Origin of the sequence: Tissierella sp. MB52-C2, assembly GCF_030931715.1 — a bacterium.
Taxonomy (GTDB): Bacteria; Bacillota; Clostridia; order Tissierellales; family Tissierellaceae; genus Tissierella.
Genome location: NZ_CP133261.1, coordinates 1,810,540 through 1,835,072 on the forward strand (window position 1 = coordinate 1,810,540; position 24,533 = coordinate 1,835,072).

The following is a 24,533-nucleotide window of genomic DNA, read 5'->3' on the forward strand; positions in this document are numbered from 1 at the left end:
CTCTCCTTATTTTTTATTTTTGTAATTGATTAATTATAAAACCATATTATGTTATAATATATATTAATCAATTACAATTTGTAAAAATACAACCATTTATATTATATGTATTTTAGGTAAATTTTACAAGGATATTAATTAAAGAGGTGATAATATGGATGACAAAGAAGAAGTTAAAAAGTTATTGCTCCTAGCAACAATGGCAGGTAGGGTAATGCTCAAGGCCGGAGCAGAGACCTATAGAGCAGAAGATACAATAGTAAGAATTTGTAAGTCAAGAAAGGATATAAAGTATGTAGATGCCTATGTAGTTCCTACTGGAATCTTCATATCTCTAGAGTATAAAGGAGAACTATTCTCCTATATAAAAAGAAATAAAACTATTTCCATAGACTTAAATAAAATTGATATGGTCAATGAGTTTTCCCGTGCTTTTGTTAATTCCAAGATGTCTATAGATGATGGAATTAAAGAATTAAAAAAAATTAATAAGACGAATACCTATGAACCAAAAACAAAATCTCTATTTGGTTCCTTAGGGGCAGCATTATTCTGTGTTTTATTTGGTGGTACATTTTTAGATTTTATATCAAGCTTTATTGTAAGTTTAACTGTTTTAACTTTTATAAATAAAATTTCAAAACTTGAACTTACATTCTTTATAAATAATTTATTTGGTTCTATTTTAGCCAGTGGTCTATCCTATATTACAGTTATAATTGGTTTAGGTCAAAATCTTGATAAAGTTATAATCGGTTCTATAATGTGCCTAGTTCCTGGTGTAGCCATCACAAATGCCATTCGTGATACTATGTCTGGAGAGTTTTTATCTGGTTTATCTAGAGGTATGGAAGCCGTATTCTCTGCTATTGCTATAGCCCTTGGAGTCGGAATCATTCTTAATTTTTATGCGAAGGGAGTTTTTTAATTGGTGATTATAAAACAATTAATTTTATCGTTTATTTCAACAATTGGTTTTTCTATATTATTTAGTTCTCCTAAGAAAACTTTAGGATATAATGGTCTTACTGGTGCCATTGGTTGGACAATATATTTTATAACTGCAAATTTTTTTCATAGTAATATTGCTGCTACCTTCCTAGGTGCTTTAACAGTTGGACTGTTAGGAGAACTATTGGCAAGGATATGTAAAAAGCCAGCAACCATATTTATTACCTCTGGAATAATTCCATTAGTTCCTGGTGCTGGCATGTATTATACTATGTTTGCAATAATAGAAAATGACTTTACTATGGCTGCCACTAAAGGGGTAGAAACCTTTTTCGTAGCCACAGCTATAGCTGTAGGAGTAATAATTTCGTCAGCCTTCTCTAGGTCAATAAAAAGAGTAAAACTAAAAGATTAAGTTTTTATTTGGAGTATCTAACCATTATATCAACTAATTTATCTAAAGCTTCTTCTTCACTTACTCCCTCTAGATACCCTTTCAAGCAATCTTTCATATAGTTTTCTAATATTAATCCACCTACACTATTTAAAGCTGCTCTAGCTGCAGCTACTTGGATTAATATATCACCACAAAACTTTTCTTCATTCACCATTTTTTGTATGCCTTTTATTTGACCTTCAACCCTTCTTAACCTTTTGATGATAGCATCCTTATCTCCCAACAATTACACTCCTTTAATTAAATAATTCTTGTCATTTTTATAATATTTTCTTCTTTTTTTCCAACTTTTTTATCTATAAATTTAACTACTAAATAACCAAAAGCTAAAAATATTAAACCTATTAAAAAACTTAATGGTTCATAACTAGATATAGACATATTCTTTAAGAACTTCATACCTAATGATATTCCCATAATAAGAAATACAAACGGAACCATATATATAATCATAGTATATTTTAATATATTCTTTGTTTCTCCTTTTATCTCTACAAAATCTCCTACCTTAGCATTTATATCATTCGATAAAACAACAACATGACTAGGAACATTACATCCACCGCCACAGCCTTTACAATTTTCTCCACAGCCTGAAATCCTTCTTACTTCTACTTCGGCTTCTCCATTTGATACTTTTCTTACTAATCCAACCTGATCCATATCTACACCTCCCATATGCTATATATTATAGCATAATAATATAGTGAAATGTTATATATTCTAATTCTTGGTAAGTTGAATATGAACTTCTTGTAACTGCTTTTCAGAAACATCAGTAGGTGCATTAGTCATTAAACAAGTAGCTGATTGAGTCTTAGGAAATGCTATAACATCACGAATATTTGATGTGTTTGATAAAAGCATAATAAGTCTATCAAAACCATAGGCAATACCTCCATGTGGCGGAGTTCCATATTTAAATGCCTCTAATAAGAATCCAAACTTATCCCAAGCTTCTTCTTCGGTAAATCCTAATGCACTAAACATCCTTTTTTGCAGATCAGAATTATTAATTCTAATACTTCCACCACCCATTTCATCTCCGTTAATGACTATGTCATAAGCCTTAGCTCTTACCTTTTCAGGGTGAGATTCTAAAAGCTCTATATCTTCTTCCATTGGATGAGTAAATGGATGATGTTTAGCTACAAATCTATTTTCTTCTTCGTCAAATTCAAACAATGGAAACTCTGTAACCCAGACTAATTTCATATCATTAGGGTCAATTATATTTAACTTCCTTGCTACTTCATTTCTCAAGTTACCTAAACTATCAAATACAACTGATTTTTTATCTGCTACAAAAAGAATTAAGTCTCCTTTTTCTCCTTCCATTCTTTCCAGTATACTAGCAAATTCTTCTTCACTAAAGAATTTTGCAATAGGTGAAGTTATTCCTTCTTCTGTTATTTTAGCCCATGCCAATCCCTTTGCACCATAAGTTTTTGCATAGTCTTCTAAGGCAGTTATATCCTTTCTTGTAAAACTATCTCCATAACCTTTTACATTAATTCCTCTTACAGCCCCATTGTTTTCAATGGCTCCACTAAATACTTTAAAACCACAGTTTTTTACTAAATCGGAAATATCCTTTAACTCAAATCCAAATCTTAAATCTGGCTTATCAACTCCATATCTTTCCATGGCTTCTTCATATGTTATTCTCTTAATAGGAAGATCTATCTCTATACCCTTTAATTCTTTGAATAATTTATATAATAATTTTTCATTTATGGAAATAATATCTTCCACATCTACAAAGGACATTTCAATATCTATTTGAGTAAACTCTGGTTGTCTATTAGCTCTTAAATCTTCATCTCTAAAACATTTAACTATTTGGTAATATCTATCCATTCCTGATACCATTAGAAGTTGTTTCATTAATTGTGGTGACTGAGGTAATGCATAAAATTCTCCAGGATTTACCCTGCTAGGAACTAAATAGTCTCTTGCTCCTTCAGGTGTTGGCTTTGTAAGCATAGGTGTTTCTACTTCAATAAAATTGTTTTCATCTAAGAAATCTCTTACTACCTTTGCTGTTTTGGCTCTTAGTTTTAGCTTTTCCTGCATAGATGGCTTTCTTAAATCTAAATATCTATACTTTAATCTCATGGTTTCAGATACATTATCATCATCTTTAATATATATAGGCGTAGTTTCAGCCTCATCTAATATCTTAAGCTCATCTACTAATACTTCTACTTCCCCGGTAGGTATTTCTTTGTTAATACTTTGTCTAATTCTTACTTTTCCTTTAACAGCCAATACGAATTCTGATCTAATTTTTTCTGCCTTATTAAATATTTCACTAGATATAGTATTATCAAATACGATTTGAGCAATTCCTGTAGTATCTCTTAAATCCATAAATATAATTGAACCTAAATTTCTTTCTCTTTGAACCCATCCCATTAATACAACTTCTTCACCGTTATGTTCCGGTCTTAATTCTCCACACATAATGGTTCTTCTTAAATTACCCATCTTTTCTCCCATATCAAAACCTCCTCAAAAAAATATAAACCCCTCATCTCTGATATTCAGGGACGAGAGGTTATCTCGCGGTACCACCCTAATTAGGTTTTCCTCACTCAAAATTTTAACGCATTTCTGCGAATTAATCCTTACAGATTATTTACTCAAAGGTGTCTTCATTAAATATTAGCATCGGTTTTCACCTTCCACCGACTCTCTATAGCTAAATAGTTTAACTACTCTTCCTTATCTTTGCATATTATTTATATTGATTTTTATTAATTATAGACTAAAAAATAATGAGTGTCAAGGACTATTATACTATTTAATCTAAAATAGAAATAAATTTTTTATCATCACCGGATATATGATTTGCCAGCCACTCTATGATTAAAACTTTTAATTCATTTAAGTTGTCTTCAGAATTCTCCTCTTTTATATTTTGATAAATTCTATAGATTTCTTCTATGAAGTAATTATGCTTTCTCCTATGGTTAATAAAGTCTTCATATGAATTTTCTATCATTAAGACTTCTTCTTCGAAAAAATGATTATTTGCATAATTCATTAAAAATATAAATATTTTTTCAATATCTTCTGCTTTAGATTGGCTTCCTAAATCAAAAATTTCATTGGCCTTATTAAATATACTTCTATGTTGTATATCTATTGTATCTATTCCTGTTCTTAATTCTTCAGTCCACCATAACATTAAATTTTCCCCCTTATCCTAATACCTTTCTTTTATTTTGAATTAATTCATCAGTTCTTTCTAGATATTCCTTTAAGTCTTTAAAGTTTGGAACTCTCTCTATCCTATTTTCCTCTGGAAAATAAATCTTAGATACTGATCCTACTCCTGCTGCCATTATAGTTTCTTTTTCTTCCATCATTGCAATATTATATATACAATCCATTCCTGGTTTACAATATCCTATGTTTTCAAAATTCCCCAATATTTGCTTCTGCCTATAGAGATAATATGGAGCTAGTCCCATTTTATTTGAAACCTCCATAGTTTCATTTAACATCTCACTTAAAGTAGATTGAGTTTGCATTGAATATTTATCCATAGTATCCTTAAACTTAGAACCTCTCTTTACTGAAAGAGTATGTATAGTAAGATTTTCTGGATTTAACTCTTTAATTTTTTCCAATGTTTGCTTAATCTCTTTGACTCCTTCCCCTGGAAGCCCTATGATTAAATCCATGTTTATTACATTAAATCCAATTTCCTTAGCTAAATGAAAAGTCTTTACAATATCAGATGAGTTATGATGTCTTCCTATAAGTTTTAATGTACTATCGTTCATAGTTTGTGGATTAATACTTATTCTACCAATATTATTTTTATTTAACATTTCTAAGTATTCCCTATTTATAGTATCAGGCCTACCAGCTTCCACAGTAATTTCCCTTATATTATTCTCTCCAAATTCATTATATATAGATTGAATAATTCTTTCAAGTTCTATAGGAGGAATGGCAGTTGGTGTACCACCACCTATATATACTGTATTTATCCTTCTACCTCCCATCATATTTCTTATACTCTTAATTTCATCTATTACTTTTAAAGTATATTCTTTGACATAGCCCCTATACCTATCTATGGGCAATGATGGGAAAGAGCAATATAAACATGTAGTAGGGCAAAAAGGTATACTAACATAAAGACTATATCTATCTTTATCTAAAGGATAGATATAGTTCCTTTGTCTTTTTCCAATATCTAATGTCAATCTAGCCTTTTTAATATCTAATTTATATTCCTTAGTCAATACTTCTATTATTATATCTTCATCTATATTTTTATCTAATAATTCATGGATTATTTTTACTGGTCTTATTCCAGTTAAAATACCCCAAGGAATTATATTCTCTGATATATCTATTAAAGTATTATATATGGATTTTTTAATCCCTATCCTTATATATTTATCTAAAGAATCCCTATATATCTCTATGAGATTAATATTTTCAACTGATTGATTGATTAAGATATCATCTATATATAGTTTTGTTACGGCTTTTTTCTCTCCATTTTCTTCCCATAGTTCATTGACTATAAGACTACCCTCACCTAAATATTTCTCTTTATCTTCAATATATATAATTTGTTCTTTAGGAAAAAATACTTTAATTAACTCAGTTAATTCATGTTTAAACTCATGACCGATTAATAATACCTGTATCATTTGATCACCTTTATTAGAATATATTAACGTAAAAAAGGATTAGATACTCTTTCTCGCCCTATTGTGGAAGGAGTTCCATGTCCTGGAAATACTTGAACTTCATCAGGATAAATCATTAATTTTTCTTTTATTGATTTGATTATGGAATCATAATCTCCACCAAATAAATCTGTTCTTCCAATAGAACCCGCGAATAAAGTATCACCTGTTATTATATTCTCTCCTATTTTTATACAAATACCTCCCTTTGTATGCCCAGGAGTATGGATTATTTCAACCTTTAAGTCTCCAATTTCTATAATATCTCCATCTTTAAGCAATACATCTGGCTCTACTTCTACTTTACCCATTGCCATTGATGTAGAAAGATTTTTCTCACCATCCATTAACATATCCTTATCTTCTTCGTGAATCATAACTGTAGCACCAAGGGACGCCTTTAATCCTATTACTCCCCCTATATGATCTCCATGACCATGGGTAAGGATAATATGTTTTATATTTAAGTCATTTCTTTTTATATATGATGATAAATCATCTGCATCTCCTCCTGGATCTACTATTATGCCATCTTTAGTAGTTTTAGAGTATATAATATAACAATTGGCAGCATATACTCCTGCTGGTACTCTAATTATTTCCAAATTAATCACTCCTAAAATGTTTTTTTACTATCTAATAAAATAGTTACAGGTCCATCATTTATAAGGCTTACCTTCATATCTGCTCCAAAGATACCTTTCTCAGTTTTTATCCCTTTATCTATAGCTTTCTGGATAAATTCTAAATAATATTTTTCTGCTATATCTGGATGAGCTGAATCTGTAAAGCTAGGTCTTTTTCCTTTTCTTACATCACCATAAAGAGTAAATTGAGAAACTACCAATAACTCCCCTTCTATATCTAATAATGATAGATTCATCTTATTATTTTCATCTTCAAATATACGAAGACCCAATACCTTATCTACCATATAATCTAAATCCTTAGGATCATCTCCATCTCCTACTCCCAGTAATACAAGCAATCCTTTACCTATTTTTCCTACGATTTGACCATCTACTTTAACTGATGCTTCTAAAACTCTTTGTACTACTACTCTCATGTATCTCCCTCTTTCTAAGCTGTAACTCTATATACATCTATTACATTTCTTATTTTCTTTATCTTCTTCATTAAGCTCCTTAATTCTTCTATGTCTCTAATTTCAAGAGTTAAGTTTATAAATACTATTTTATCCTTTGATGTTCTCGCGTTTAAAGATATAACTCCTAAATCAGAATCTGTTATCTTCTGGGTAACTTCAGCTAAAAGTCCTGACCTATCTGAAGCCTTTATCTGAATTTCTGCTGGATAAGATGCTTTCTTTTGGAAATCCCACTCAACTTCAATAAATCTTTCAGTATCATCTGATGTTGTTATATTTGGACAGTCAGTCCTGTGAATGGAAACGCCCCTGCCTCTAGTTATATATCCTACAACTTCATCTCCTGGTACTGGGTTACAGCATTTGGAAAATCTTACTTTAATATTATCTAATCCTTTTACTCTAATGCCTTGAGTGTATTTACCAGCCTTCTTTTGAGCAGGTTGTTGAATCTTACTTTCTACAAATGCTTTTTCATCTTCTACTTTATAGTATTCATTATATTGGACTCTCAGTTTTGAAATGACTTGATTTAAAGTTATACTACCATATCCAATGGCAGCATATAAATCATCTATGGAATTTATGCTAGCTTTAGATGCAATATTTTTTAGCCACTCATCTTTTAAGATTTCTGATGATTTATAACCTAATTTTTTAACCTCTTTTTCTAAAGCTTCTTTTCCTTTTACAATATTAAAGTCTTTTTCTTTAGCCTTAAACCATTGTCTAATCCTAGCTTTTGCTTGAGTACTCTTTACTATTTTGATCCAATCTCTACTAGGTCCATTACTATTGACCGATGTAATTATTTCTACTATATTTCCATTCTTTAATCTATAATTTAAAGGAACGATTCTTCCATCTACCTTTGCTCCTACGCATTTATTTCCTACTTCAGTATGGACCCTATATGCAAAATCTATAGGAGTGGATCCATCTGGAAGATTTATTACATCTCCTTTTGGAGTGAATACAAATACTTCATCTGTAAAGAAATCTATTTTTAATGTTTCCATAAAGTCTGTAGGATCATTTAAATCAGATTGCCACTCTAGTAATTGTCTTAACCATGTTAGTTTATCATCAAAGTTATCCGATTTATTTGTTCCTTCCTTATATTTCCAATGGGCTGCTATACCGTATTCTGCCGTTCTATGCATTTCCCAAGTACGAATTTGTACTTCAAATATTTCCCCCTTAAGACCAATTACTGTAGTATGAATTGATTGATACATATTTGGCTTAGGCATGGCAATATAGTCTTTAAACCTTCCTGGAAGTGGCTTCCATAAGCTGTGTACTATACCTAGAACCTCATAGCAATCTTTTATATCTTCTACTATGATTCTTATGGCTGTTAAGTCAAATATCTGTTCAAAAGCCTTACCCTGATGAACCATCTTTTTATATATACTATAAAAATTCTTTGGTCTTCCGCTAATATCATATTTTATTTCAACTTCGTCTAACTTTTTACTTAAAGTATCTATAATTATTTTTACATAGGCTTCTCTTTCCTGTCTTCGTTTTGAAACCTTCTCAACTAAATCGTAATAATTTTCAGGATCAAGATATCTAAGAGATAAATCCTCTAATTCCCATTTTATTTTTGAAATTCCTAGCCTATGAGCCAATGGGGCATAGATTTCTAATGTTTCTAATGCCTTTTCTTTTCTCTTTTCATCTCTCATATATTCTAATGTTCGCATATTATGAAGTCTATCTGCTAATTTAACTATAATAACTCGTATATCCTTTGCCATAGCTAATACCATTTTTCTTAAATTCTCAGCCTGACTTTCTTGCTTAGTCTTATAGTTTAACTTTTTTAATTTTGTAACTCCTTCTACTAGATCAGCTATTTCTATATTAAACTCTTCAGCTACTCTTTCATAAGTTATATCAGTATCTTCTATAACGTCATGGAGGAGACCTGCTATTATAGTATCTGTATCCATATTTAAATCTGCCAATATTACTGCCACATTAAAGGGATGAATAAAAAACTTTTCACCAGAATTTCTAACTTGCCCCTCATGGGCAGACTGTGCAAAATTATATGCCTTAACTATAAGGCTTAAATCAGCCTGAGGATTATATTGTTCAATTTTTAAGAGTAAATTTTCTAACATTAGATTCACCTTCTTTACTTAAAATACATTTATATGACTATATTAAAATTTAATTATTTATAATTACCCAGTTTTTAAGAATTATATTTATTTAATCATTATTTCGCCATAAATAAATTATTAGCCAATTCTATAACTTTGAATTGTAATCTGTATATTAGTTTTTCCATTATATTCATTGATGGAAGGATAATATAGAATATCTATATTTATATCATTATCTATACCCCTATATATCTTTTCAAGTTCATTTGCTCCATAGTTTGTAATTATTAATTTTTCAAAACTGTCTATGTCTCCAAAATAAATAGATTCCATAACAGATTTAGTTTTACTCTCTAATATTAATTTTAGAACGTTTCTATTTGCACCTAATCTAAATCCTCTATTTATTTTTAGACTTTTTTCACCAAATATAGGTTTATTATTGCCCTTTCCAAAGGGTTCTAAAAGCTTTAGTTCATCAATTAATTTAAAGTTAATATATTCCAGTGGAAGATGCATATCAATATATACCCTTGGTATTAAATCTTCATCTGTTAATTTTATATTATAATTTAATTTTTCTCTAAGAATATGAATGTTTTCATACTCTAGGGATAATCCTGCTGCCATAGGATGTCCACCAAATCTCAATAATATATCTTTACATTCCGATAACTCCTCAAACATATTATATCCTTCTATGGACCTTCCGGATCCTTTTATTCCTTCTTTTCCATTGGTTAATACTATTGTAGGTTTATTAAATCTATCTTTAATTCTTCCTGCAATTATACCAGCTATACTTTCATGGACTTCTGGTTCATAAATAACCAATACCTTGTCATTCTTTATATCAGAATGTTCAATTGTATTAATTATCTTTTCTACACCTTCTACGGTCATTTGCTTTCTTTCTTCATTTAGTTCTCGAAGTTCTTTAGCCAGTATAGTAGCCAATTCTTCATCTTCACATAAAAGTAATTCTAAAGATTTTAGAGCTGAATCTAATCTTCCTGATGCATTGATACTAGGCCCTATTACAAATCCTATATGATAGATTCCAATTTCTTTGTTTCCTATTCCTGTCTCTCTTATTAAAGCCTTTAAACCAATGTTTTGACTTCGATTTATGAGCTCCAAGCCTTTTTTTACTATAATCCTATTCTCATCAACTAAGTCGACCACATCGCAAATTGTTGCTATTGCAGTATATTCTAACAAGTCATATGTGGCTTCTATGGGAATATTAAATAAAGAATATAATTCTTGTATTAGTTTAAATACAACTGCAGCACCGCAAAGTCTTTCAAAGGCATAGGAACAATCCTGTTGTTTTGGATTTATTACTGCATCAGCATCTAAAGATAAGTATACTCTTTCTCCTGATTCATCCACTATGAAGGGTAAATCGTGATGGTCTGTCACAATCACAGTTAAACCCAATTCCTTAGCCAATTTCACCTGCTCTATAGCCGCTATACCATTGTCACAAGTTATTATAGTGTCTATTCCTTGTTCCTTTGCTTGCCTCACAATTTCATTATTTATACCATATCCATCATCAACTCTATTTGGAATAACATAATCTACATCTCCGCCACATTGTTTTATTGCAGTATATAATAAGTAAATGGAGATTACTCCATCTACATCATAATCTCCTACTATTCTAATGGTATTTTTATTTATTATTTTATCTTTAAGAATATTAGCACCCTTAGATAAATCCTTCATTGTCTTAGGATTATGTAATTTATCTAAGTTTGATGATATAAAACTATCTATTAATCTATAATCATTTATATCTCTATTAACTAATAGTTTAGCTAAAAACTCAGATATTTTAAAATGAGCTGCAATCTTTTTATAATCAGCTGACTTATTTCGTATAAACCATTTTTCCAACTATTTCACTCCAGTAAACAAATTTAAAATATTTTTAATTATTATATAAATTCTATCATTTTATCTAGGTTAATTCTAGACATTATTATCTATTTCTTCATTTTTCGATAAAATCTATTATTATAAAATAAAAACTGCTTATTTAGCAGTTTTTATTTTTCTATTTTTAAGTTCATACCATATGGGCGATGCAATAAATAATGAAGAATAAGTTCCCGTTATAATACCAATCATTAAAGGTAATGCAAGAACTTTAATATCCTCGACTCCCAGTATATATATTACAACAACAGCTATTAAAGTAGTAATAGAAGTATTTATTGTTCTTGTTAAAGATTTCTTTATACTATTATTTACTAAATTGCCTACAGATTCCTTTGGATATAATTTCGATTCTTCTCTTATTCTATCAAATATTACTATGGTATCGTTTATTGAATATCCCAGTATTGTTAATATTGCAGCTATAAATGAACTATTTACTGGAATTCTAAAAATTGAATAAACAGCAACCATAATTAATACATCATGTACCAACGCAATAATAGCAGCTAAACCAAAGTTGAATTCAAATCTCCATGATATATATATTAACATAAGTATAGTAGCTATTAGTATAGATAATAAAGCTTTATTCCTTATTTCCTTACCCATAAATGGTCCAAATTTTTCTGATTGAAAACTACTTCTATCTATGTTATATTTTTCTGCAAATTTATTGACTATCTCTGTTACTGTGTTATTTGAAAGGTCTAATGTACTTTTAATTATTAGTTCACTTTTATTCTCTCCGCCATGTAGGATACTTGCATTTTTATCGTATTCATCTGTAATCTCTCTTACTTCATCTACTGGTATATATTTTCCTGCGTTTATTTCTATTAATGTTCCACCTGTAAAATCTATTCCATAGTTGAACCCTTTAATAAAGAACATTAAAAGTCCTATAACTATTATGGCTAATGAACATATTGCAAAAATCTTTCTATTCTTTATAATATTCATCTTTCCACCTCTCTATTAACCCCATAAAGCTTAGGATTTTTTCCACCTGTAAGGGATACAATTAGCTTTAGTAAATATTTAGAAATAATAACTGCCGTTATCATAGAAGCAACTATACCTATTATTAAAGTTACACCAAATCCTTTAATAGGTCCTATACCAAAGTAATATAATACGACTCCAGCTATTAATGTAGTTATATTTGAATCCATTACTGAAGTAAGTGCCCTTTTAAATCCTGCATCTACTGCCGTTCTTATACTTTTCCCCATTCTTATTTCTTCTTTTATTCTTTCAAATATTATAACATTTGCATCTACTGCCATACCAATTGATAAAATTAAACCTGCTATTCCAGGAAGAGTTAATTTTACTCCTAATGAAGACATTGCAAGTACTGTTATTAATGTATATACTATTAATCCAATTGAAGCAACAAAACCAGGCAATCTATACATAACTATCATGAATATCATAATTATGAGTAGTGCAATACCTACAGCTTTTACACTTTTTTCATAGGCTTCTAACCCTAAGGTTGGCCCTATAATGGATGTTTGTAACTCTTTCATCTCTACTGGTAATGCACCTGCTCTGATTAAAGCAGATAATTCACTAGCTTCCTCTAAAGTAAAACCACCTGATATAACAGCCTTACCATCTGTAATAGCTGTTCCCCCTTCTTCAGCACTTTGTACTGCTGGGTATGATATTATTTGATCATCTAATATTATATAAATAATTCTATCTTCTCTATTTTTCTCCAATGTAAGTCTTCCTGTAGCTTCAGCGAAATTCTTAGTACCTTCTTTATCCAATTCTAGACCTACAACAATTTCTTGTTGTCCTAATTCAGTGTTATGATATTGAACTTCTGAACCCACTACATTTTTACCTGTTAAAACTATATTCTTATCTGGATCCACAAACTGTAATTGTGCAGTCTTACCAATTAGTTCTATAGCTTTTTGTGGATCATCTATACCTGCCAATTCAACCCTTATTCTGTTATTACCTTCAATTGCAATATTAGGCTCTGATACTCCTAAAGCATTTACCCTTTCGTTGATAATTGTCTTAGTTTGTTCCATGATTTTTTGAAGTTCTGCTCCCTTTGCGTCAGTTTGAGCTTCTAAAACCACGTAAACTCCACCTGCCAAGTCTAAACCTAAATCTATGGCATCTTTAGCCTTAACTACTTCATATTTTCCAACTTTAATACCATTTAGCGCTAAAAATGTACTTCCTGCTACTATTGAAAGTATAAGCAGCAATAGTATAGTATTTTTAACCTTCATATTTTTCCTCCTAATTATCTAAATTTGCCAATATAGAGATAGCACATTCTATTCTTTTCTTTTCCATTTCACATCCTAAGCTATAGCTCCTTTTTAAATCATTATGGGCATGATATGAATTCGCATGACATCCACCGCTACAGTAAAATCTAGCCCAACACTTTCTACATTCCTCTTTGTTATATACATTGGCATTTTTAAACTTGTCTCTTAAATCGGTATTCTCTACTCCATCAAAAACATTTCCCATTTTAAACTCATTTTCACCTACAAATTGATGACAAGGATATAAATCACCCTCTGGGGTAACAGCCATATATTCAGATCCTGCACCGCAGCCTACAGCTCTTTTAACAATACAAGGTCCCTGGTTTAAATCTATCATAAAGTGGAAGAAATAAAAATCTTTATCATTTCTTTTTATATTAATATATTCTTTAGACAACTCTTCATATTCATTTAAAACAGCATCTAAATGTTCTTCCCTCAGGGCATAATCCATTTCCTCTGGCGTTACAACAGGCTCTATTGATATCTTTTTAAATCCATTATTATAAAAGTCTAAGGCATCCTTAGAAAAATCAATATTATTGCTAGTGAAAGTCCCTCTAATGTAGTAGTCCTTATCTCCTCTTTTTTCAACCATCTTTTTAAACTTTGGAAGGATAATATCATAGCTGCCTTCGCCATTAATTGTCTTTCTCATATTATCATTAACATCTTTTCTACCATCTAAACTAAGAACTACATTATCCATGTTTTCATTAATAAAATCAATTTTATCTTCATCTAATAATATTCCGTTTGTTGTAATAGTAAATCTAAAGTTTTTATTATATTCTTTTTCTAAGGTTCTTCCATAATCTACCAAATCCTTAACTAGTTCAAAGTTCATTAAAGGCTCTCCACCAAAGAAATCTACCTCTAAGTTTCTTCTTGCACCTGAATTTTTAGCAAGATACTCTAGTGATTTTTTTCCTACTTCTAAGGACATCATAGATTTTTCACCTTTGAAGTTTCCCTGTGATGCAAAGCAATAATTACATTTTAAATTACAATCGTGGGCTACGTGTAAACACATTGCCTTAACAATATTTGACTCATTATATTTGAAGTTGGAAATATCTATATCATCAGACAATAATAGTCCTTCTTTAACTAGTTCTTCTATTTCTTTATATACATCTTCTACTGCTTTAGCTCCATAAACGCTTTTGAACATCCCTATTATTTCATCTTTAGTTTTTTCACCATAAAAATCTAAAATTTCGTATACAATTTTATCAACTACATGCACTGCACCTGTGTTTACATCTAATACTAGATATTTATTGTTCAAAAAGAATTTATGCATCTTTGATGATTTATCCATTAAACTTCCTCCCATTTGTTATTGTACAAAATAAAAAGTAGTGGATAAACCACCACCTTTTATTTGCTTATTTGTTTTCGCATTTTTGATTTCCTACAGTACAGGATGTTTTACAAGCTGACTGACAAGATGTTTGGCATTCTCCACATCCACCTTTAGCTATAGTATTTTTTAGATTGCTACCTGATATAGTCTTTATGTATTTCATCTTAATCCCTCCCTGTGTAATTTTCTGCTACTTATTATATCATATTAATTTTTTTATTTAAAGTTATTTTTATTTTTTATGACAAGTTTATTCCGATAATTCCACCTATTACTCCTATGACAGAAGATAATATTATTTTCGAAGCTGAAAATATATCAAATACTAGTGGCCTTAGAAATATCATATTTAGTGCAATTAATATAATATAGTAAGCTATACCTACTATTCCTCCGCTTATCCAACCTTTTTCTTTTACTTTTGCTGCTGTATAGATACTACCAACTGTTATACTTATTAACATTGTTATAGTATTTAATAAGGGCATTTTCATTTCACTAAGACTTGAATAAGTTAATAATACTGAGGAAAACAATATTAGAATACAGGTAATGATATAAGATAACACCAACCCCTTTAATAGATAAATACCTTTGTTCCAATTTTTAACTTTCATACTATCCCTCCTTATCTTTAGTTTAATCTATTTTAGTAAAGAGGAATTTATTACATAAAAAAAGCTTCCTTAGAAATTTAGGAAGCCTTTTTACTACTCTTTATCATCTTCAGTTTTTACTTCTTCATCTTTATTATCTTTTAACTCATTCTTACTAACTACTGAACCAATAGACCACTTAGTCATTTCCAGTTTAGTCTTAGCTGATCCTACTTCAATAGTTATAACATCTTCTTTAACTTTAAGAATTTTACCATAAATTCCACCAATGGTAACTACTTGATCTCCTACCCTTAAAGCATCTCTCATTTCCCTTATTTGTTGTTCTTTTTTCTTCTGTGGTCTAATCATCATAAAATAAAGTAAGACAAAAAAACCTATGGGTAGTATTAACCCTTGTAATTGTTGTGGCATCTAATAAATCCCTCCCTTTCTATATCTATTATACAATAAAAAACAGATATTTCATCTAATTTTTATCATAATAACCATATTTTTTATAAAATTCATCTTTATATTCCAATAATCTATCCTCTTTTATGGCTTCTCTTATATTTTCCATAAGCTTTATTAAAAAATATAAATTATGAATAGTAGTAAGTCTAGAACCTAAAATCTCATCAACATTAAATAGATGTCGAATATATGCTCTAGAGTAATTTGTGCAAGCATAGCAATCACATTCTGGATCTAATTTAGTAAAGTCTCTAGAATATTTTGCATTTCTAATAACTAACTTTCCCTGAGATGTAAGTACTGTACCATTCCTAGCAATTCTTGTGGGTAATACACAGTCTGCCATATCTATTCCCCTTATTACTGACTCAAATAAGTAGTCTGGAGTACCAACTCCCATATTATATCTAGGTTTATCTTTAGGTAATAATGGTGTAGTAAAATCTAGTATTTCACACATTAACTCCTTCGGTTCTCCAACACTTAGTCCACCTATTGCATATCCTGGAAAATCTAATTCTACTAATTCCTTAGCACTTTGTTCCCTTAAGTCCTTATACATTCCACCTTGCACTATACCAAATAAACCTTGCTTATCCCAATCTTTATGATAATCCTTACATCTTTTAGCCCATCTAGTGGTTCGTTCCATTGAATGTTTAGCATATTCATAAGTTGCTGGATAAGGAGTACACTCATCAAAGCACATCATAATATCTGAACCCAGTGAGTTTTGAATTTCTATTGATTTTTCTGGACTTATGAAATGTTTCGATCCATCTATATGAGATCTAAATTCTACTCCTTCTTCTTTAATCTTTCTTAAATCTCCTAGACTAAAAACTTGAAATCCACCACTATCTGTTAAAATTGGTCCATTCCAGTTCATAAATTTATGAAGTCCACCTGCTTCTTCTATTAACTTATGCCCTGGTTTTAAATATAGATGATATGTATTACTTAAAATTATTTGAGCTCCTAAACCCTTTACTTCCTCTGGTGTCATAGCTTTAACAGTGGCACGAGTTCCCACTGGCATAAATATTGGAGTTTCTATAACTCCATGGGGTGTATATAATTTCCCGAGTCTTGCTTTTGAATCCTTTGCTTCTTTTATTAGTTCAAACTTTATAGCCATTATTGCCCTCCTATTACTTTATAAACATTGCATCTCCAAAACTAAAAAATCTATATCTTTCTTCTACAGCTATTTTATATGCATTTAGTATATTTTCTTGAGTGGATAATGCACTAACTAACATAAGTAGTGTTGATTCTGGTAAATGAAAATTGGTAATCAATCTATCTACGACTTTAAACTTATATCCTGGATAAATGAATATATCTGTCCACCCTGAAGTTGGGAAAACCATTCCATCTTCATTTCCTACTGTCTCTAGTGTTCTTGTAGAAGTAGTACCTACAGATATAATTTTTCCACCACTTGATTTAGTATTATTAATTATTGCAGCATCTTCCTCAGATATTTGAAAGTATTCAGAATGCATATGATGTTCTAAAATATTATCTACTTTAACCGGTCTAAATGTTCCAAGACCAACGTGTAAAGTTATATAAGCTATATTAACTCCTTTGTTTCTAATATCCTCTAATAATTCATTAGTGAAATGCAATCCAGCAGTAGGAGCAGCTGCAGAACCTTTGTTTTTTGAATATACAGTCTGATATCTTTCTTTATCATCTAAAACTTCTGTTATATATGGAGGTAAAGGCATTTCTCCTAGTTTATCTAAGATTTCCTCAAATATTCCTGTATATTCAAATTCTATAAGTCTAGTTCCATCTTCTTCTATTGATAAAACTGTGCCCTTTAGAATTCCTTCTCCAAATTCTATTATATGACCTGGTCTAGCTTTTTTTCCTGGCTTGACCAATACTTCCCAAATATTATTGTTTATTCTTTTAAGAAGCAATATCTCTATACTTTCTTCTTTTCCTATTCTATGACCATATAGTCTAGCTGGTATAACCCTTGTATCATTTAAGACTAAACAATCACCTTTATTTAAATAATTAATAATATCTTTAAAAAGTTTATGCTCTATGGCACCAGTTTCTTTATCTAAGATTAACAACCTAGACTCTTCTCTGTTTTCTAAAGGGTGTTGGGCTATTAATTCTTCTGGCAAAATAAAATTAAAATCTTCTCGCTTCATTTAATCATCCTTCTTTATTATAATTATGGTCATATTTACATAATATCTATTCCTGTATAATAATATTTAAGAATTTCTTCAAAAGTATATCCTAGCTCTGCCATTTTTTTTGCTCCAAACTGGCTCATACCTACTCCATGTCCAAAGCCTTTTCCTTCTATTATTAATTCTGTAGTTGATGTAGTCTGACCTCTGCCCATATCTTCTATTCTATCTTTACTTATGGCTCTATTTACTCTTCCTCTAGTTACTGTCTTTTGATTTTTATCATCTAAAGTATAGACATTATTAATATCTACATTTTTTACACCATTCATGCTGCCGTCTATTACATAAACTTTTTTATTTCCTACATTATTCCCACCATTTATAGTAAACCAAGCACTTTTGAAATTACCTGCACCTATTATATTTCTAAACTCTGTTCCTGATATAATCTTTTCTCCTATAGTTCCTGTAATCTTTACTTTGTCTACTTTTCCAGTAGAAGTAGCATCTATTACTTCAACTCCTTGAAAATCACCTATATTTACTCCAGATGATTTTAAGTTGTTGTTTAGCTCATTAAGACCAATGCTAAATGTCCAATTGCTATAAGGTGATTCTGATGAAAAGCTATCCTCCACCGGTTTAAGGTATGGAACATCTCCACCCCAAACATTTACACTATCTTCCGTAAATCCACTACTAGTAGAATGATATATAGCCTCTATTACTTTCCCTTTATAGTAAGCTAGAATACCTTTTGTTACATCTACTGCAGAGTTTGTAACAGGTCTTTCATACTCAACACCTGAATATACTTGACAGTGAGTTGTGTCACATAGATTAAACCCTTCTCCAATATGTTTATTTAGATTTGAAAGGGTAAAGGATCTAGCTGCTACAGCTTGAGCTTTTAATGCTTCTATATGGAAGCTAGCTGGCATTTCTGCTGGGACTACTCCATATAGATAATTCTCAAGTTGTACATGATTTATAACAAATATTTCATTATTTCTACTTATTAGTTTAATATAATCTCTATAGCGGTCTTTTTCAACAGTTATTATGGATTCATTAAATGTATTAGACTTAATTAGAATACTACCATCTTTAGGTAAATCAATTATAATATTATCCCTAGAGTCCATTAAATAAATACTATCATTATTTAATGTAGCAATTATATTAGTTTCCTGTATATCCATTATATAATCTTTATTTACAGAATCCACTAATAAAAAACCAGTATTACTGCTAAAATTAATAACATCTTTTCGATTTAAGGGTTTGCTAAGTTTAATATCTATATACTGTTCTGTAGCAGAACTAGCATAAGAAGTATTAATGGATAATATAGCCAATAAAAAAACTACAAATGTTGATAATATTTTTCTCATATAGTTATCCCTCGCTTCTTATAGTTTATTAATCTTCCTTATATGGAAGATGGAAGTGATCGTATGCTTTTTTAGTTACTATTCTACCTCTAGGTGTTCTATTTAAAAAACCTATTTGCAAAAGATAAGGCTCGTATACATCTTCTATTGTGGTTCTTTCCTCACCTGTGGCAGCTGATAATGTATCTACTCCTACAGGTCCACCATCGAAGTTTTCTATTAAAGTAAGTATAAGCTTTCTGTCTACACTATCTAATCCTAGGGGATCTATTTCAAGAATTTCTAATCCCTTCTTTGCCACTTCTAAAGTAATTATACCTTTTTCTACTACTTGTGCATAGTCTCTTACTCTCCTTAATAATCTATTGGCTATTCTAGGAGTCCCTCTAGATCTTCTAGCTATTTCCAAAGCCCCTTCTTCCTCAATCCCTATATTTAATATATTTGCTGATCTGATTATAATCTGTTTTAAACTTTCCTCATCATATAATTCTAGATTTAACATTACTCCAAATCTATCTCTAAGGGGAGAAGTTAAAAGTCCAGCCCTAGTGGTAGCACCTATAAGGGTAAATTTAGACAAATCTAATCTTACAGATCTGGCTGAAGGACCTTTCCCTATGATTATATCCAAGGCGAAGTCTTCCATTGCAGGATATAATATTTCCTCCACAGTTCTATTTATTCTATGTATCTCATCAATAAACAAAACATCGTCTTCTGAAAGATTAGTTAAAATACTTGCTAAATCTCCAGGTCTCTCAATTGCTGGTCCTGATGTGATTCTAATATTTACCCCCATTTCATTTGCAATAATATTTGCCAATGTGGTTTTTCCAAGACCTGGTGGCCCATATAATAATACATGGTCTAGAGGCTCATTTCTTCCTTTAGCTGCTTGAATAAAAATATTTAACTTTTCTTTAGCCTTATCTTGTCCTATGTATTCTGTAATCCATTTAGGACGTAAGTTTTGCTCGTTTTCTAAATCTTCACTTCTTAAATTTCCAGCCATTATTCTATCATTATCATCTACCATTTATTTCACCTTCTCACTGTTTTGATAGTTTTTTTAACGCTTCTCTAATTATATCTTCTATACTCATATTGGACGTATCAATGGTTCTAGTAATCTTTTCTACTTCCATCCTTGTATATCCTAATGACATTAATCCATTTATAGCCTCATTATAATCATTAAGATTTAGATTATTAGTATCTTCCTCCTCTATATCAATGTCTTTATCTATTCTGTCTTTTAATTCTAAGATTAGTCTTTCGGCTGTCTTTTTTCCTATTCCCGGTGCCTTACATAATGTATCTAAATCCTTCTTCATGATGGCAACTTTAATCTGATTTGTTGTAAGATTTGATAATATTCCTAATGCTATTTTAGGACCAATCTTTGAAACCATCTGTAATAATTTAAACATATTCATTTCTTCTTCAGATACAAATCCATATAAAAATACACCATCGTCTCTTACATTAAGATCTGTATAAATCATTGAATTTTTCATTCCTAATTCTAGTTTAACCATTGAGTTAATAGAAGTAAATATCTTATATCCTATTCCGTTGTTTTGTAATACTATGTAATCTTCATTTATGGCAACTATGTCACCTATAATAAATTCAAACAATTTATTCACCCTTTATAAATATTATTTCATCCTAAAAGATTCCTTAAATTTAAGAGAACTTCCATGACATATGGCTACAGCTAAGGCATCGGCCACATCATCAGGTTTTGGCTTTTCTTTTAAATTTAGTAGTACTTTAACCATTTCTTGTACCTGTGATTTCTCTGCTCTACCATATCCTACTACTGCTTGCTTTATTTGCAGTGGAGTATACTCATATATATTCAATCCTTTATTGACTGCTGCCAGTACCTCGACTCCTCTAGCTTGTCCTACCTTTATGGCTGTTTTTACATTTTTATTAAAAAATAATTCCTCTACAGCTAGGTCTTCTGGATTATATTTATCTATGATTTCTATTAATCTATCATAAATTATCTTTATTCTATCGGGAAATAAAGTATCTGCATCTGTTCTTATGGCACCATAATCTATTGCCTTAAATTTATTTCCATTACATTCTATAATACTATAACCTACTATGGCTATTCCAGGGTCAATTCCAAGTATTATCATTCTTAGCCACCTTTCTCCATTAATTACACTTACTATTGTACCATATTTACAAGAAAAAACTAAGTTAGATTTCTAACTTAGTTAACTAATGAAATTCTCTAAAACTTCAGATAGTTCGTCTTCACTGTCTACAACAATTCCCTCTATTAATTTTTGTTGATCTACCTCCATTAATATAGATATAGGATGATCTATTAGTACATTTTCTAATACTCTTTGACCATTTTCATTTACTTTAAATATGGCTATTAAATCGTCTTTTTCTCCTACTATATAATGGTTCTCACATAAGTGATTTTTCGTAATCCCTAAAGTTATTTTACTAGATGAAAATGATATAAGTTTTTTATTAGGGTAATTCTCTTCTAGGTAATCTACAATTTCATCTTTATTCATATTTACAAATTCCTCTGTAGCTGCATTAACTTTAGTAATCACATGGTCACAAGCAGTATGATGAATTCTTTCTTCTATAAAGGTGTTGGGAGAAATTCTAATATCCTCTTTTAAAATCTGTAAATCAGAGTAATCCTGAGTATCCTCTTTTTCCTGATTTATTCGACTAATTTGAGGTTCTAGTTTATTCCCCATCAATTGATAGCCAATTACAAAACTTATTAAAAATAAAGCTAAAGAAAAGAAGAAAACAGGTATCATTTTATCTTTTTTCATAAATATCCCTCCAGAATACTATCTAGAGGGATATTCTATCCATTTTATGAAATTTTATACATTTTACACTATTTATCAACTTCACCAATTCTAAATCCTGCTGATTGAATCTTTTCAACTAATCTTTCTACATCTTCAGCATCTACTCTAAGAACAACTTGAATTAAATCCAATACCTCTGGATCCATAATAGCAAAGTTTATTATATTTATATTCTCTTTTCTTATTACATCAGTAAGTTTAGCCAATTGTCCCGGTAGGTCAAACATATTTACTACAATTCTAGTTCCTTTATTAATACCAAATATTTCTGAGAACGCTTTAAATATTGCAGCATGAGTTAATATACCTACAAATTTATTATTAGAATCAAAAACAGGTAAAAATGGCGTTCTTAACTGTTTCAATAGATGTGAAGCTGTTTCAATTCTTTCATCTGATGAAATCCTTTCATAATCATCACTATATATATCTTTAACTTTAGTATTATTTAGATATTCATCTTTATTACAGGTATTGGATTCTAAGTAATTTCTATAGATGGCTTCCTTCATAATTATACCTTTAAATTCTGCACCATCAATTACTGGTAGAGATAAAAAATTTCCCTCATTTATTTTATTAAGTGCTTCCCCTATACTCTCCTCTAAGTCAACAATAGTTAAATCTGATTTTGACAACATATAATTTTTTATAAACATTTGACTCCCCCTTTAAATATTACTTGTATCTTCTTAATACCCTATCATTTAGTCCATACCAGTATGCTTCCTTATATAGTTTATATCCATCTTTAAACATTACTTTTATGATTTCTTCATATATTTTTTTTAATTCATCCTTGGTTAATAAACTATAATCCTCCTTAATCCTATAGTAGTCTGAATTATATTCTATGGTTAATTGTTTGTCTAAGTATTTATTTAAACTAAATATCTTTTCTTTTATTACCCTTGAGCAATAATCCCTTATACAATTGGATAGGTATTTATCTTGTTTTTCTTTTTCCTTAATTTCCTTATTAATTAGACTTTTAATATCAAGTATTTTTTTAGTCTTATTATCAAAATGATATAAATATTGACTTTGATATAACTTTTCTATAGATATATCTTTAACTATTGTTTTCTCTAAAATATTTACCCAATAATTGTCAAAATAACCATGTTTATATCCCTCAAGATAAATAAATAATTCTAATCTGTTAATGTCTTCATGGATTAGTTGTCCAAGATTTAAAGCGATTAAATTATTTCCCTTTTTTTTTCTTAGAAACTTACTAATATGCTTTTTTAAATGATAAACAGAAATATATTTGGGGCGAATATTGGTAATGTTTTCTTCCAAATCATATAGATTAAGCAGGATATGTATGCAATTAATATCATTTTTGTAAAGAAATCTATTTATTAGTCCTTCATAGATACTTAGTAAGTCATTATTTTCCATTGCCATACCCAAACCTCCTTTTTACCAATTATTCACAGTTATCTATTTTTTAAACCTATTTATTAGAATATAAATAAACAATAAAACCATTATACTACAAAGAAGGATATATTTGTTTATAAGTTAATAATAGATTTCTAACAAAAACTTAATATATTATATTTTCTTATTCATTTTTTCTAGTTAGTATATCTATAATCGTACTATAGCTTGTATTAGTTTTTATATTATAAGTCCCAACTATAAACTTTGTACTCATTTTTTTATCCCTTGCCAATTGAACAAATTCTTCTTCTTCTTCAATTAATCCTAAACTAAATAACTTTCTCCCAATCTGTTTTAAGTTTTCGCCGCTTTTAATTATTACTTCGATTTCTTGCTCCTCTGGAATTTCCTCTGGTGGTTCTTCTTGCATTGCGGAGGTCACTTCTTTTTCTTTCTTTTTATTTAACTCATCTATACTTTCTTTTAAGCTAACCATACCTAGTTCTCTTGATCTTTTAATTATCATATCATCACTTAAATCATTATACTTTACAACTGGATAAAATGAATATAAAGTATTGGTGAGAATAATCCCCATTCCTAATCCTAAAATTAAGTATATTATTTTGCTTTTCTTGTCCATTGTTTAATCTCCTT

27 protein-coding genes and 1 other annotated feature are annotated in these 24,533 nt (G+C 29.9%); of the genes, 2 read left to right on the forward strand and 25 right to left on the reverse strand.

Annotation, left to right across the window (positions count from 1 at the left end; translation table 11 throughout):
* The first annotated feature begins 154 nt into the window (after positions 1-154).
* Positions 155-928, forward strand: coding sequence for a threonine/serine exporter family protein (locus RBU61_RS09100; RefSeq protein ID WP_308879445.1), 774 nt, complete (start codon positions 155-157; stop codon positions 926-928).
* Between the two features lie 3 nt (positions 929-931).
* Complete coding sequence (locus tag RBU61_RS09105) at positions 932-1,366, forward strand: threonine/serine exporter family protein (protein WP_308879797.1); 435 nt, start codon at positions 932-934, stop codon at positions 1,364-1,366.
* 4 nt (positions 1,367-1,370) lie between these two features.
* Here the strand turns inward: RBU61_RS09105 and RBU61_RS09110 are convergent, their stop codons facing one another.
* The 25 genes from RBU61_RS09110 to RBU61_RS09230 form a co-directional block, all read right to left on the reverse strand.
* Positions 1,371-1,631, reverse strand: coding sequence for a metal-sensitive transcriptional regulator (locus RBU61_RS09110; protein WP_308879447.1), 261 nt, complete (start codon positions 1,629-1,631; stop codon positions 1,371-1,373).
* Positions 1,632-1,648: 17 nt separating this feature from the next.
* Positions 1,649-2,071 (reverse strand): SoxR reducing system RseC family protein, encoded by a 423-nt coding sequence (locus RBU61_RS09115; RefSeq protein WP_308879450.1) that lies wholly within the window; start codon positions 2,069-2,071, stop codon positions 1,649-1,651.
* A 60-nt stretch (positions 2,072-2,131) separates the two neighbouring features.
* On the reverse strand, positions 2,132-3,910 hold the full coding sequence (aspS, locus tag RBU61_RS09120; RefSeq protein ID WP_308879453.1) for an aspartate--tRNA ligase: 1,779 nt from the start codon (positions 3,908-3,910) through the stop codon (positions 2,132-2,134).
* A gap of 43 nt (positions 3,911-3,953) precedes the next feature.
* Positions 3,954-4,151: a binding site (T-box leader), on the reverse strand.
* Between the two features lie 63 nt (positions 4,152-4,214).
* Entirely contained in the window at positions 4,215-4,601 is a 387-nt protein-coding gene (locus RBU61_RS09125) for a hemerythrin family protein (RefSeq protein WP_308879455.1), read from the reverse strand.
* 13 nt (positions 4,602-4,614) lie between these two features.
* Positions 4,615-6,087 carry a coproporphyrinogen dehydrogenase HemZ gene (gene hemZ, locus RBU61_RS09130; protein ID WP_308879458.1) on the reverse strand — a complete coding sequence of 491 codons (1,473 nt, stop codon included), beginning with the start codon at positions 6,085-6,087 and terminating at the stop codon, positions 4,615-4,617.
* Between the two features lie 23 nt (positions 6,088-6,110).
* Positions 6,111-6,731 (reverse strand): MBL fold metallo-hydrolase, encoded by a 621-nt coding sequence (locus RBU61_RS09135; protein ID WP_308879461.1) that lies wholly within the window; start codon positions 6,729-6,731, stop codon positions 6,111-6,113.
* An 11-nt stretch (positions 6,732-6,742) separates the two neighbouring features.
* Entirely contained in the window at positions 6,743-7,192 is a 450-nt protein-coding gene (gene dtd / locus RBU61_RS09140; protein WP_308879462.1) for a D-aminoacyl-tRNA deacylase, read from the reverse strand.
* Between the two features lie 14 nt (positions 7,193-7,206).
* Positions 7,207-9,369 (reverse strand): bifunctional (p)ppGpp synthetase/guanosine-3',5'-bis(diphosphate) 3'-pyrophosphohydrolase, encoded by a 2,163-nt coding sequence (locus RBU61_RS09145; RefSeq protein WP_308879464.1) that lies wholly within the window; start codon positions 9,367-9,369, stop codon positions 7,207-7,209.
* A 120-nt stretch (positions 9,370-9,489) separates the two neighbouring features.
* Positions 9,490-11,259: a single-stranded-DNA-specific exonuclease RecJ gene (gene recJ, locus RBU61_RS09150; RefSeq protein WP_308879466.1), complete on the reverse strand. Its 1,770-nt coding sequence runs from the start codon at positions 11,257-11,259 to the stop codon at positions 9,490-9,492.
* A 138-nt stretch (positions 11,260-11,397) separates the two neighbouring features.
* On the reverse strand, positions 11,398-12,264 hold the full coding sequence (gene secF / locus RBU61_RS09155; RefSeq protein WP_308879468.1) for a protein translocase subunit SecF: 867 nt from the start codon (positions 12,262-12,264) through the stop codon (positions 11,398-11,400).
* Positions 12,261-13,562 carry a protein translocase subunit SecD gene (secD, locus tag RBU61_RS09160; RefSeq protein ID WP_308879470.1) on the reverse strand — a complete coding sequence of 434 codons (1,302 nt, stop codon included), beginning with the start codon at positions 13,560-13,562 and terminating at the stop codon, positions 12,261-12,263. Before secD ends, secF begins: the two co-directional genes overlap by 4 nt.
* 10 nt (positions 13,563-13,572) lie before the next feature.
* Positions 13,573-14,934, reverse strand: coding sequence for a thioether cross-link-forming SCIFF peptide maturase (gene scfB / locus RBU61_RS09165; protein ID WP_308879471.1), 1,362 nt, complete (start codon positions 14,932-14,934; stop codon positions 13,573-13,575).
* A 67-nt stretch (positions 14,935-15,001) separates the two neighbouring features.
* Positions 15,002-15,142: a six-cysteine ranthipeptide SCIFF gene (gene scfA, locus RBU61_RS09170; RefSeq protein ID WP_308879474.1), complete on the reverse strand. Its 141-nt coding sequence runs from the start codon at positions 15,140-15,142 to the stop codon at positions 15,002-15,004.
* A 76-nt stretch (positions 15,143-15,218) separates the two neighbouring features.
* The gene (locus RBU61_RS09175; protein WP_308879476.1) at positions 15,219-15,596 is read right to left on the reverse strand and encodes a TIGR04086 family membrane protein; all 378 of its coding nucleotides are present in this window, start codon (positions 15,594-15,596) and stop codon (positions 15,219-15,221) included.
* Between the two features lie 93 nt (positions 15,597-15,689).
* Entirely contained in the window at positions 15,690-16,010 is a 321-nt protein-coding gene (gene yajC / locus RBU61_RS09180; RefSeq protein WP_308879479.1) for a preprotein translocase subunit YajC, read from the reverse strand.
* Between the two features lie 55 nt (positions 16,011-16,065).
* Positions 16,066-17,190, reverse strand: coding sequence for a tRNA guanosine(34) transglycosylase Tgt (gene tgt, locus RBU61_RS09185; RefSeq protein WP_308879481.1), 1,125 nt, complete (start codon positions 17,188-17,190; stop codon positions 16,066-16,068).
* 13 nt (positions 17,191-17,203) lie between these two features.
* On the reverse strand, positions 17,204-18,229 hold the full coding sequence (queA, locus tag RBU61_RS09190) for a tRNA preQ1(34) S-adenosylmethionine ribosyltransferase-isomerase QueA (RefSeq protein ID WP_308879483.1): 1,026 nt from the start codon (positions 18,227-18,229) through the stop codon (positions 17,204-17,206).
* 35 nt (positions 18,230-18,264) lie between these two features.
* Positions 18,265-19,611 carry a SpoIID/LytB domain-containing protein gene (locus RBU61_RS09195; RefSeq protein ID WP_308879485.1) on the reverse strand — a complete coding sequence of 449 codons (1,347 nt, stop codon included), beginning with the start codon at positions 19,609-19,611 and terminating at the stop codon, positions 18,265-18,267.
* A gap of 28 nt (positions 19,612-19,639) precedes the next feature.
* Positions 19,640-20,650: a Holliday junction branch migration DNA helicase RuvB gene (gene ruvB / locus RBU61_RS09200; RefSeq protein ID WP_308879488.1), complete on the reverse strand. Its 1,011-nt coding sequence runs from the start codon at positions 20,648-20,650 to the stop codon at positions 19,640-19,642.
* A gap of 13 nt (positions 20,651-20,663) precedes the next feature.
* Positions 20,664-21,254, reverse strand: coding sequence for a Holliday junction branch migration protein RuvA (gene ruvA / locus RBU61_RS09205; protein ID WP_308879489.1), 591 nt, complete (start codon positions 21,252-21,254; stop codon positions 20,664-20,666).
* 21 nt (positions 21,255-21,275) lie between these two features.
* Entirely contained in the window at positions 21,276-21,770 is a 495-nt protein-coding gene (gene ruvC / locus RBU61_RS09210; RefSeq protein WP_308879491.1) for a crossover junction endodeoxyribonuclease RuvC, read from the reverse strand.
* Positions 21,771-21,851: 81 nt separating this feature from the next.
* Positions 21,852-22,442 (reverse strand): BofC C-terminal domain-containing protein, encoded by a 591-nt coding sequence (locus RBU61_RS09215; protein WP_308879494.1) that lies wholly within the window; start codon positions 22,440-22,442, stop codon positions 21,852-21,854.
* A 68-nt stretch (positions 22,443-22,510) separates the two neighbouring features.
* A complete protein-coding gene (locus RBU61_RS09220) occupies positions 22,511-23,143 on the reverse strand; it encodes a CBS domain-containing protein (RefSeq protein ID WP_308879496.1) in 633 nt (210 codons plus the stop codon).
* 19 nt (positions 23,144-23,162) lie between these two features.
* A complete protein-coding gene (locus tag RBU61_RS09225; protein ID WP_308879498.1) occupies positions 23,163-23,897 on the reverse strand; it encodes a hypothetical protein in 735 nt (244 codons plus the stop codon).
* Between the two features lie 160 nt (positions 23,898-24,057).
* A complete protein-coding gene (locus tag RBU61_RS09230; protein ID WP_308879500.1) occupies positions 24,058-24,519 on the reverse strand; it encodes a hypothetical protein in 462 nt (153 codons plus the stop codon).
* Between the last annotated feature and the right edge of the window lie 14 nt (positions 24,520-24,533).

Bases quoted from the DNA above. Each gene is read 5' to 3' on its own strand.
- dtd (WP_308879462.1), bottom strand. From the start codon at position 7,192: ATGAGAGTAGTAGTACAAAGAGTTTTAGAAGCATCAGTTAAAGTAGAT.
- RBU61_RS09195 (WP_308879485.1), bottom strand. From the start codon at position 19,611: ATGAGAAAAATATTATCAACATTTGTAGTTTTTTTATTGGCTATATTA.
- secF (WP_308879468.1), bottom strand. From the start codon at position 12,264: ATGAATATTATAAAGAATAGAAAGATTTTTGCAATATGTTCATTAGCC.
- tgt (WP_308879481.1), bottom strand. From the start codon at position 17,190: ATGGCTATAAAGTTTGAACTAATAAAAGAAGCAAAGGATTCAAAAGCA.
- RBU61_RS09145 (WP_308879464.1), bottom strand. From the start codon at position 9,369: ATGTTAGAAAATTTACTCTTAAAAATTGAACAATATAATCCTCAGGCT.
- RBU61_RS09230 (WP_308879500.1), bottom strand. From the start codon at position 24,519: ATGGACAAGAAAAGCAAAATAATATACTTAATTTTAGGATTAGGAATG.
- ruvC (WP_308879491.1), bottom strand. From the start codon at position 21,770: ATGATAATACTTGGAATTGACCCTGGAATAGCCATAGTAGGTTATAGT.
- queA (WP_308879483.1), bottom strand. From the start codon at position 18,229: ATGAAGCGAGAAGATTTTAATTTTATTTTGCCAGAAGAATTAATAGCC.
- RBU61_RS09125 (WP_308879455.1), bottom strand. From the start codon at position 4,601: ATGTTATGGTGGACTGAAGAATTAAGAACAGGAATAGATACAATAGAT.
- RBU61_RS09225 (WP_308879498.1), bottom strand. From the start codon at position 23,897: ATGGCAATGGAAAATAATGACTTACTAAGTATCTATGAAGGACTAATA.
- scfB (WP_308879471.1), bottom strand. From the start codon at position 14,934: ATGGATAAATCATCAAAGATGCATAAATTCTTTTTGAACAATAAATAT.
- RBU61_RS09175 (WP_308879476.1), bottom strand. From the start codon at position 15,596: ATGAAAGTTAAAAATTGGAACAAAGGTATTTATCTATTAAAGGGGTTG.
- RBU61_RS09220 (WP_308879496.1), bottom strand. From the start codon at position 23,143: ATGTTTATAAAAAATTATATGTTGTCAAAATCAGATTTAACTATTGTT.
- RBU61_RS09100 (WP_308879445.1), top strand. From the start codon at position 155: ATGGATGACAAAGAAGAAGTTAAAAAGTTATTGCTCCTAGCAACAATG.
- hemZ (WP_308879458.1), bottom strand. From the start codon at position 6,087: ATGATACAGGTATTATTAATCGGTCATGAGTTTAAACATGAATTAACT.
- yajC (WP_308879479.1), bottom strand. From the start codon at position 16,010: ATGCCACAACAATTACAAGGGTTAATACTACCCATAGGTTTTTTTGTC.
- secD (WP_308879470.1), bottom strand. From the start codon at position 13,562: ATGAAGGTTAAAAATACTATACTATTGCTGCTTATACTTTCAATAGTA.
- RBU61_RS09215 (WP_308879494.1), bottom strand. From the start codon at position 22,442: ATGAAAAAAGATAAAATGATACCTGTTTTCTTCTTTTCTTTAGCTTTA.
- RBU61_RS09115 (WP_308879450.1), bottom strand. From the start codon at position 2,071: ATGGATCAGGTTGGATTAGTAAGAAAAGTATCAAATGGAGAAGCCGAA.
- aspS (WP_308879453.1), bottom strand. From the start codon at position 3,910: ATGGGAGAAAAGATGGGTAATTTAAGAAGAACCATTATGTGTGGAGAA.
- ruvB (WP_308879488.1), bottom strand. From the start codon at position 20,650: ATGGTAGATGATAATGATAGAATAATGGCTGGAAATTTAAGAAGTGAA.
- scfA (WP_308879474.1), bottom strand. From the start codon at position 15,142: ATGAAATACATAAAGACTATATCAGGTAGCAATCTAAAAAATACTATA.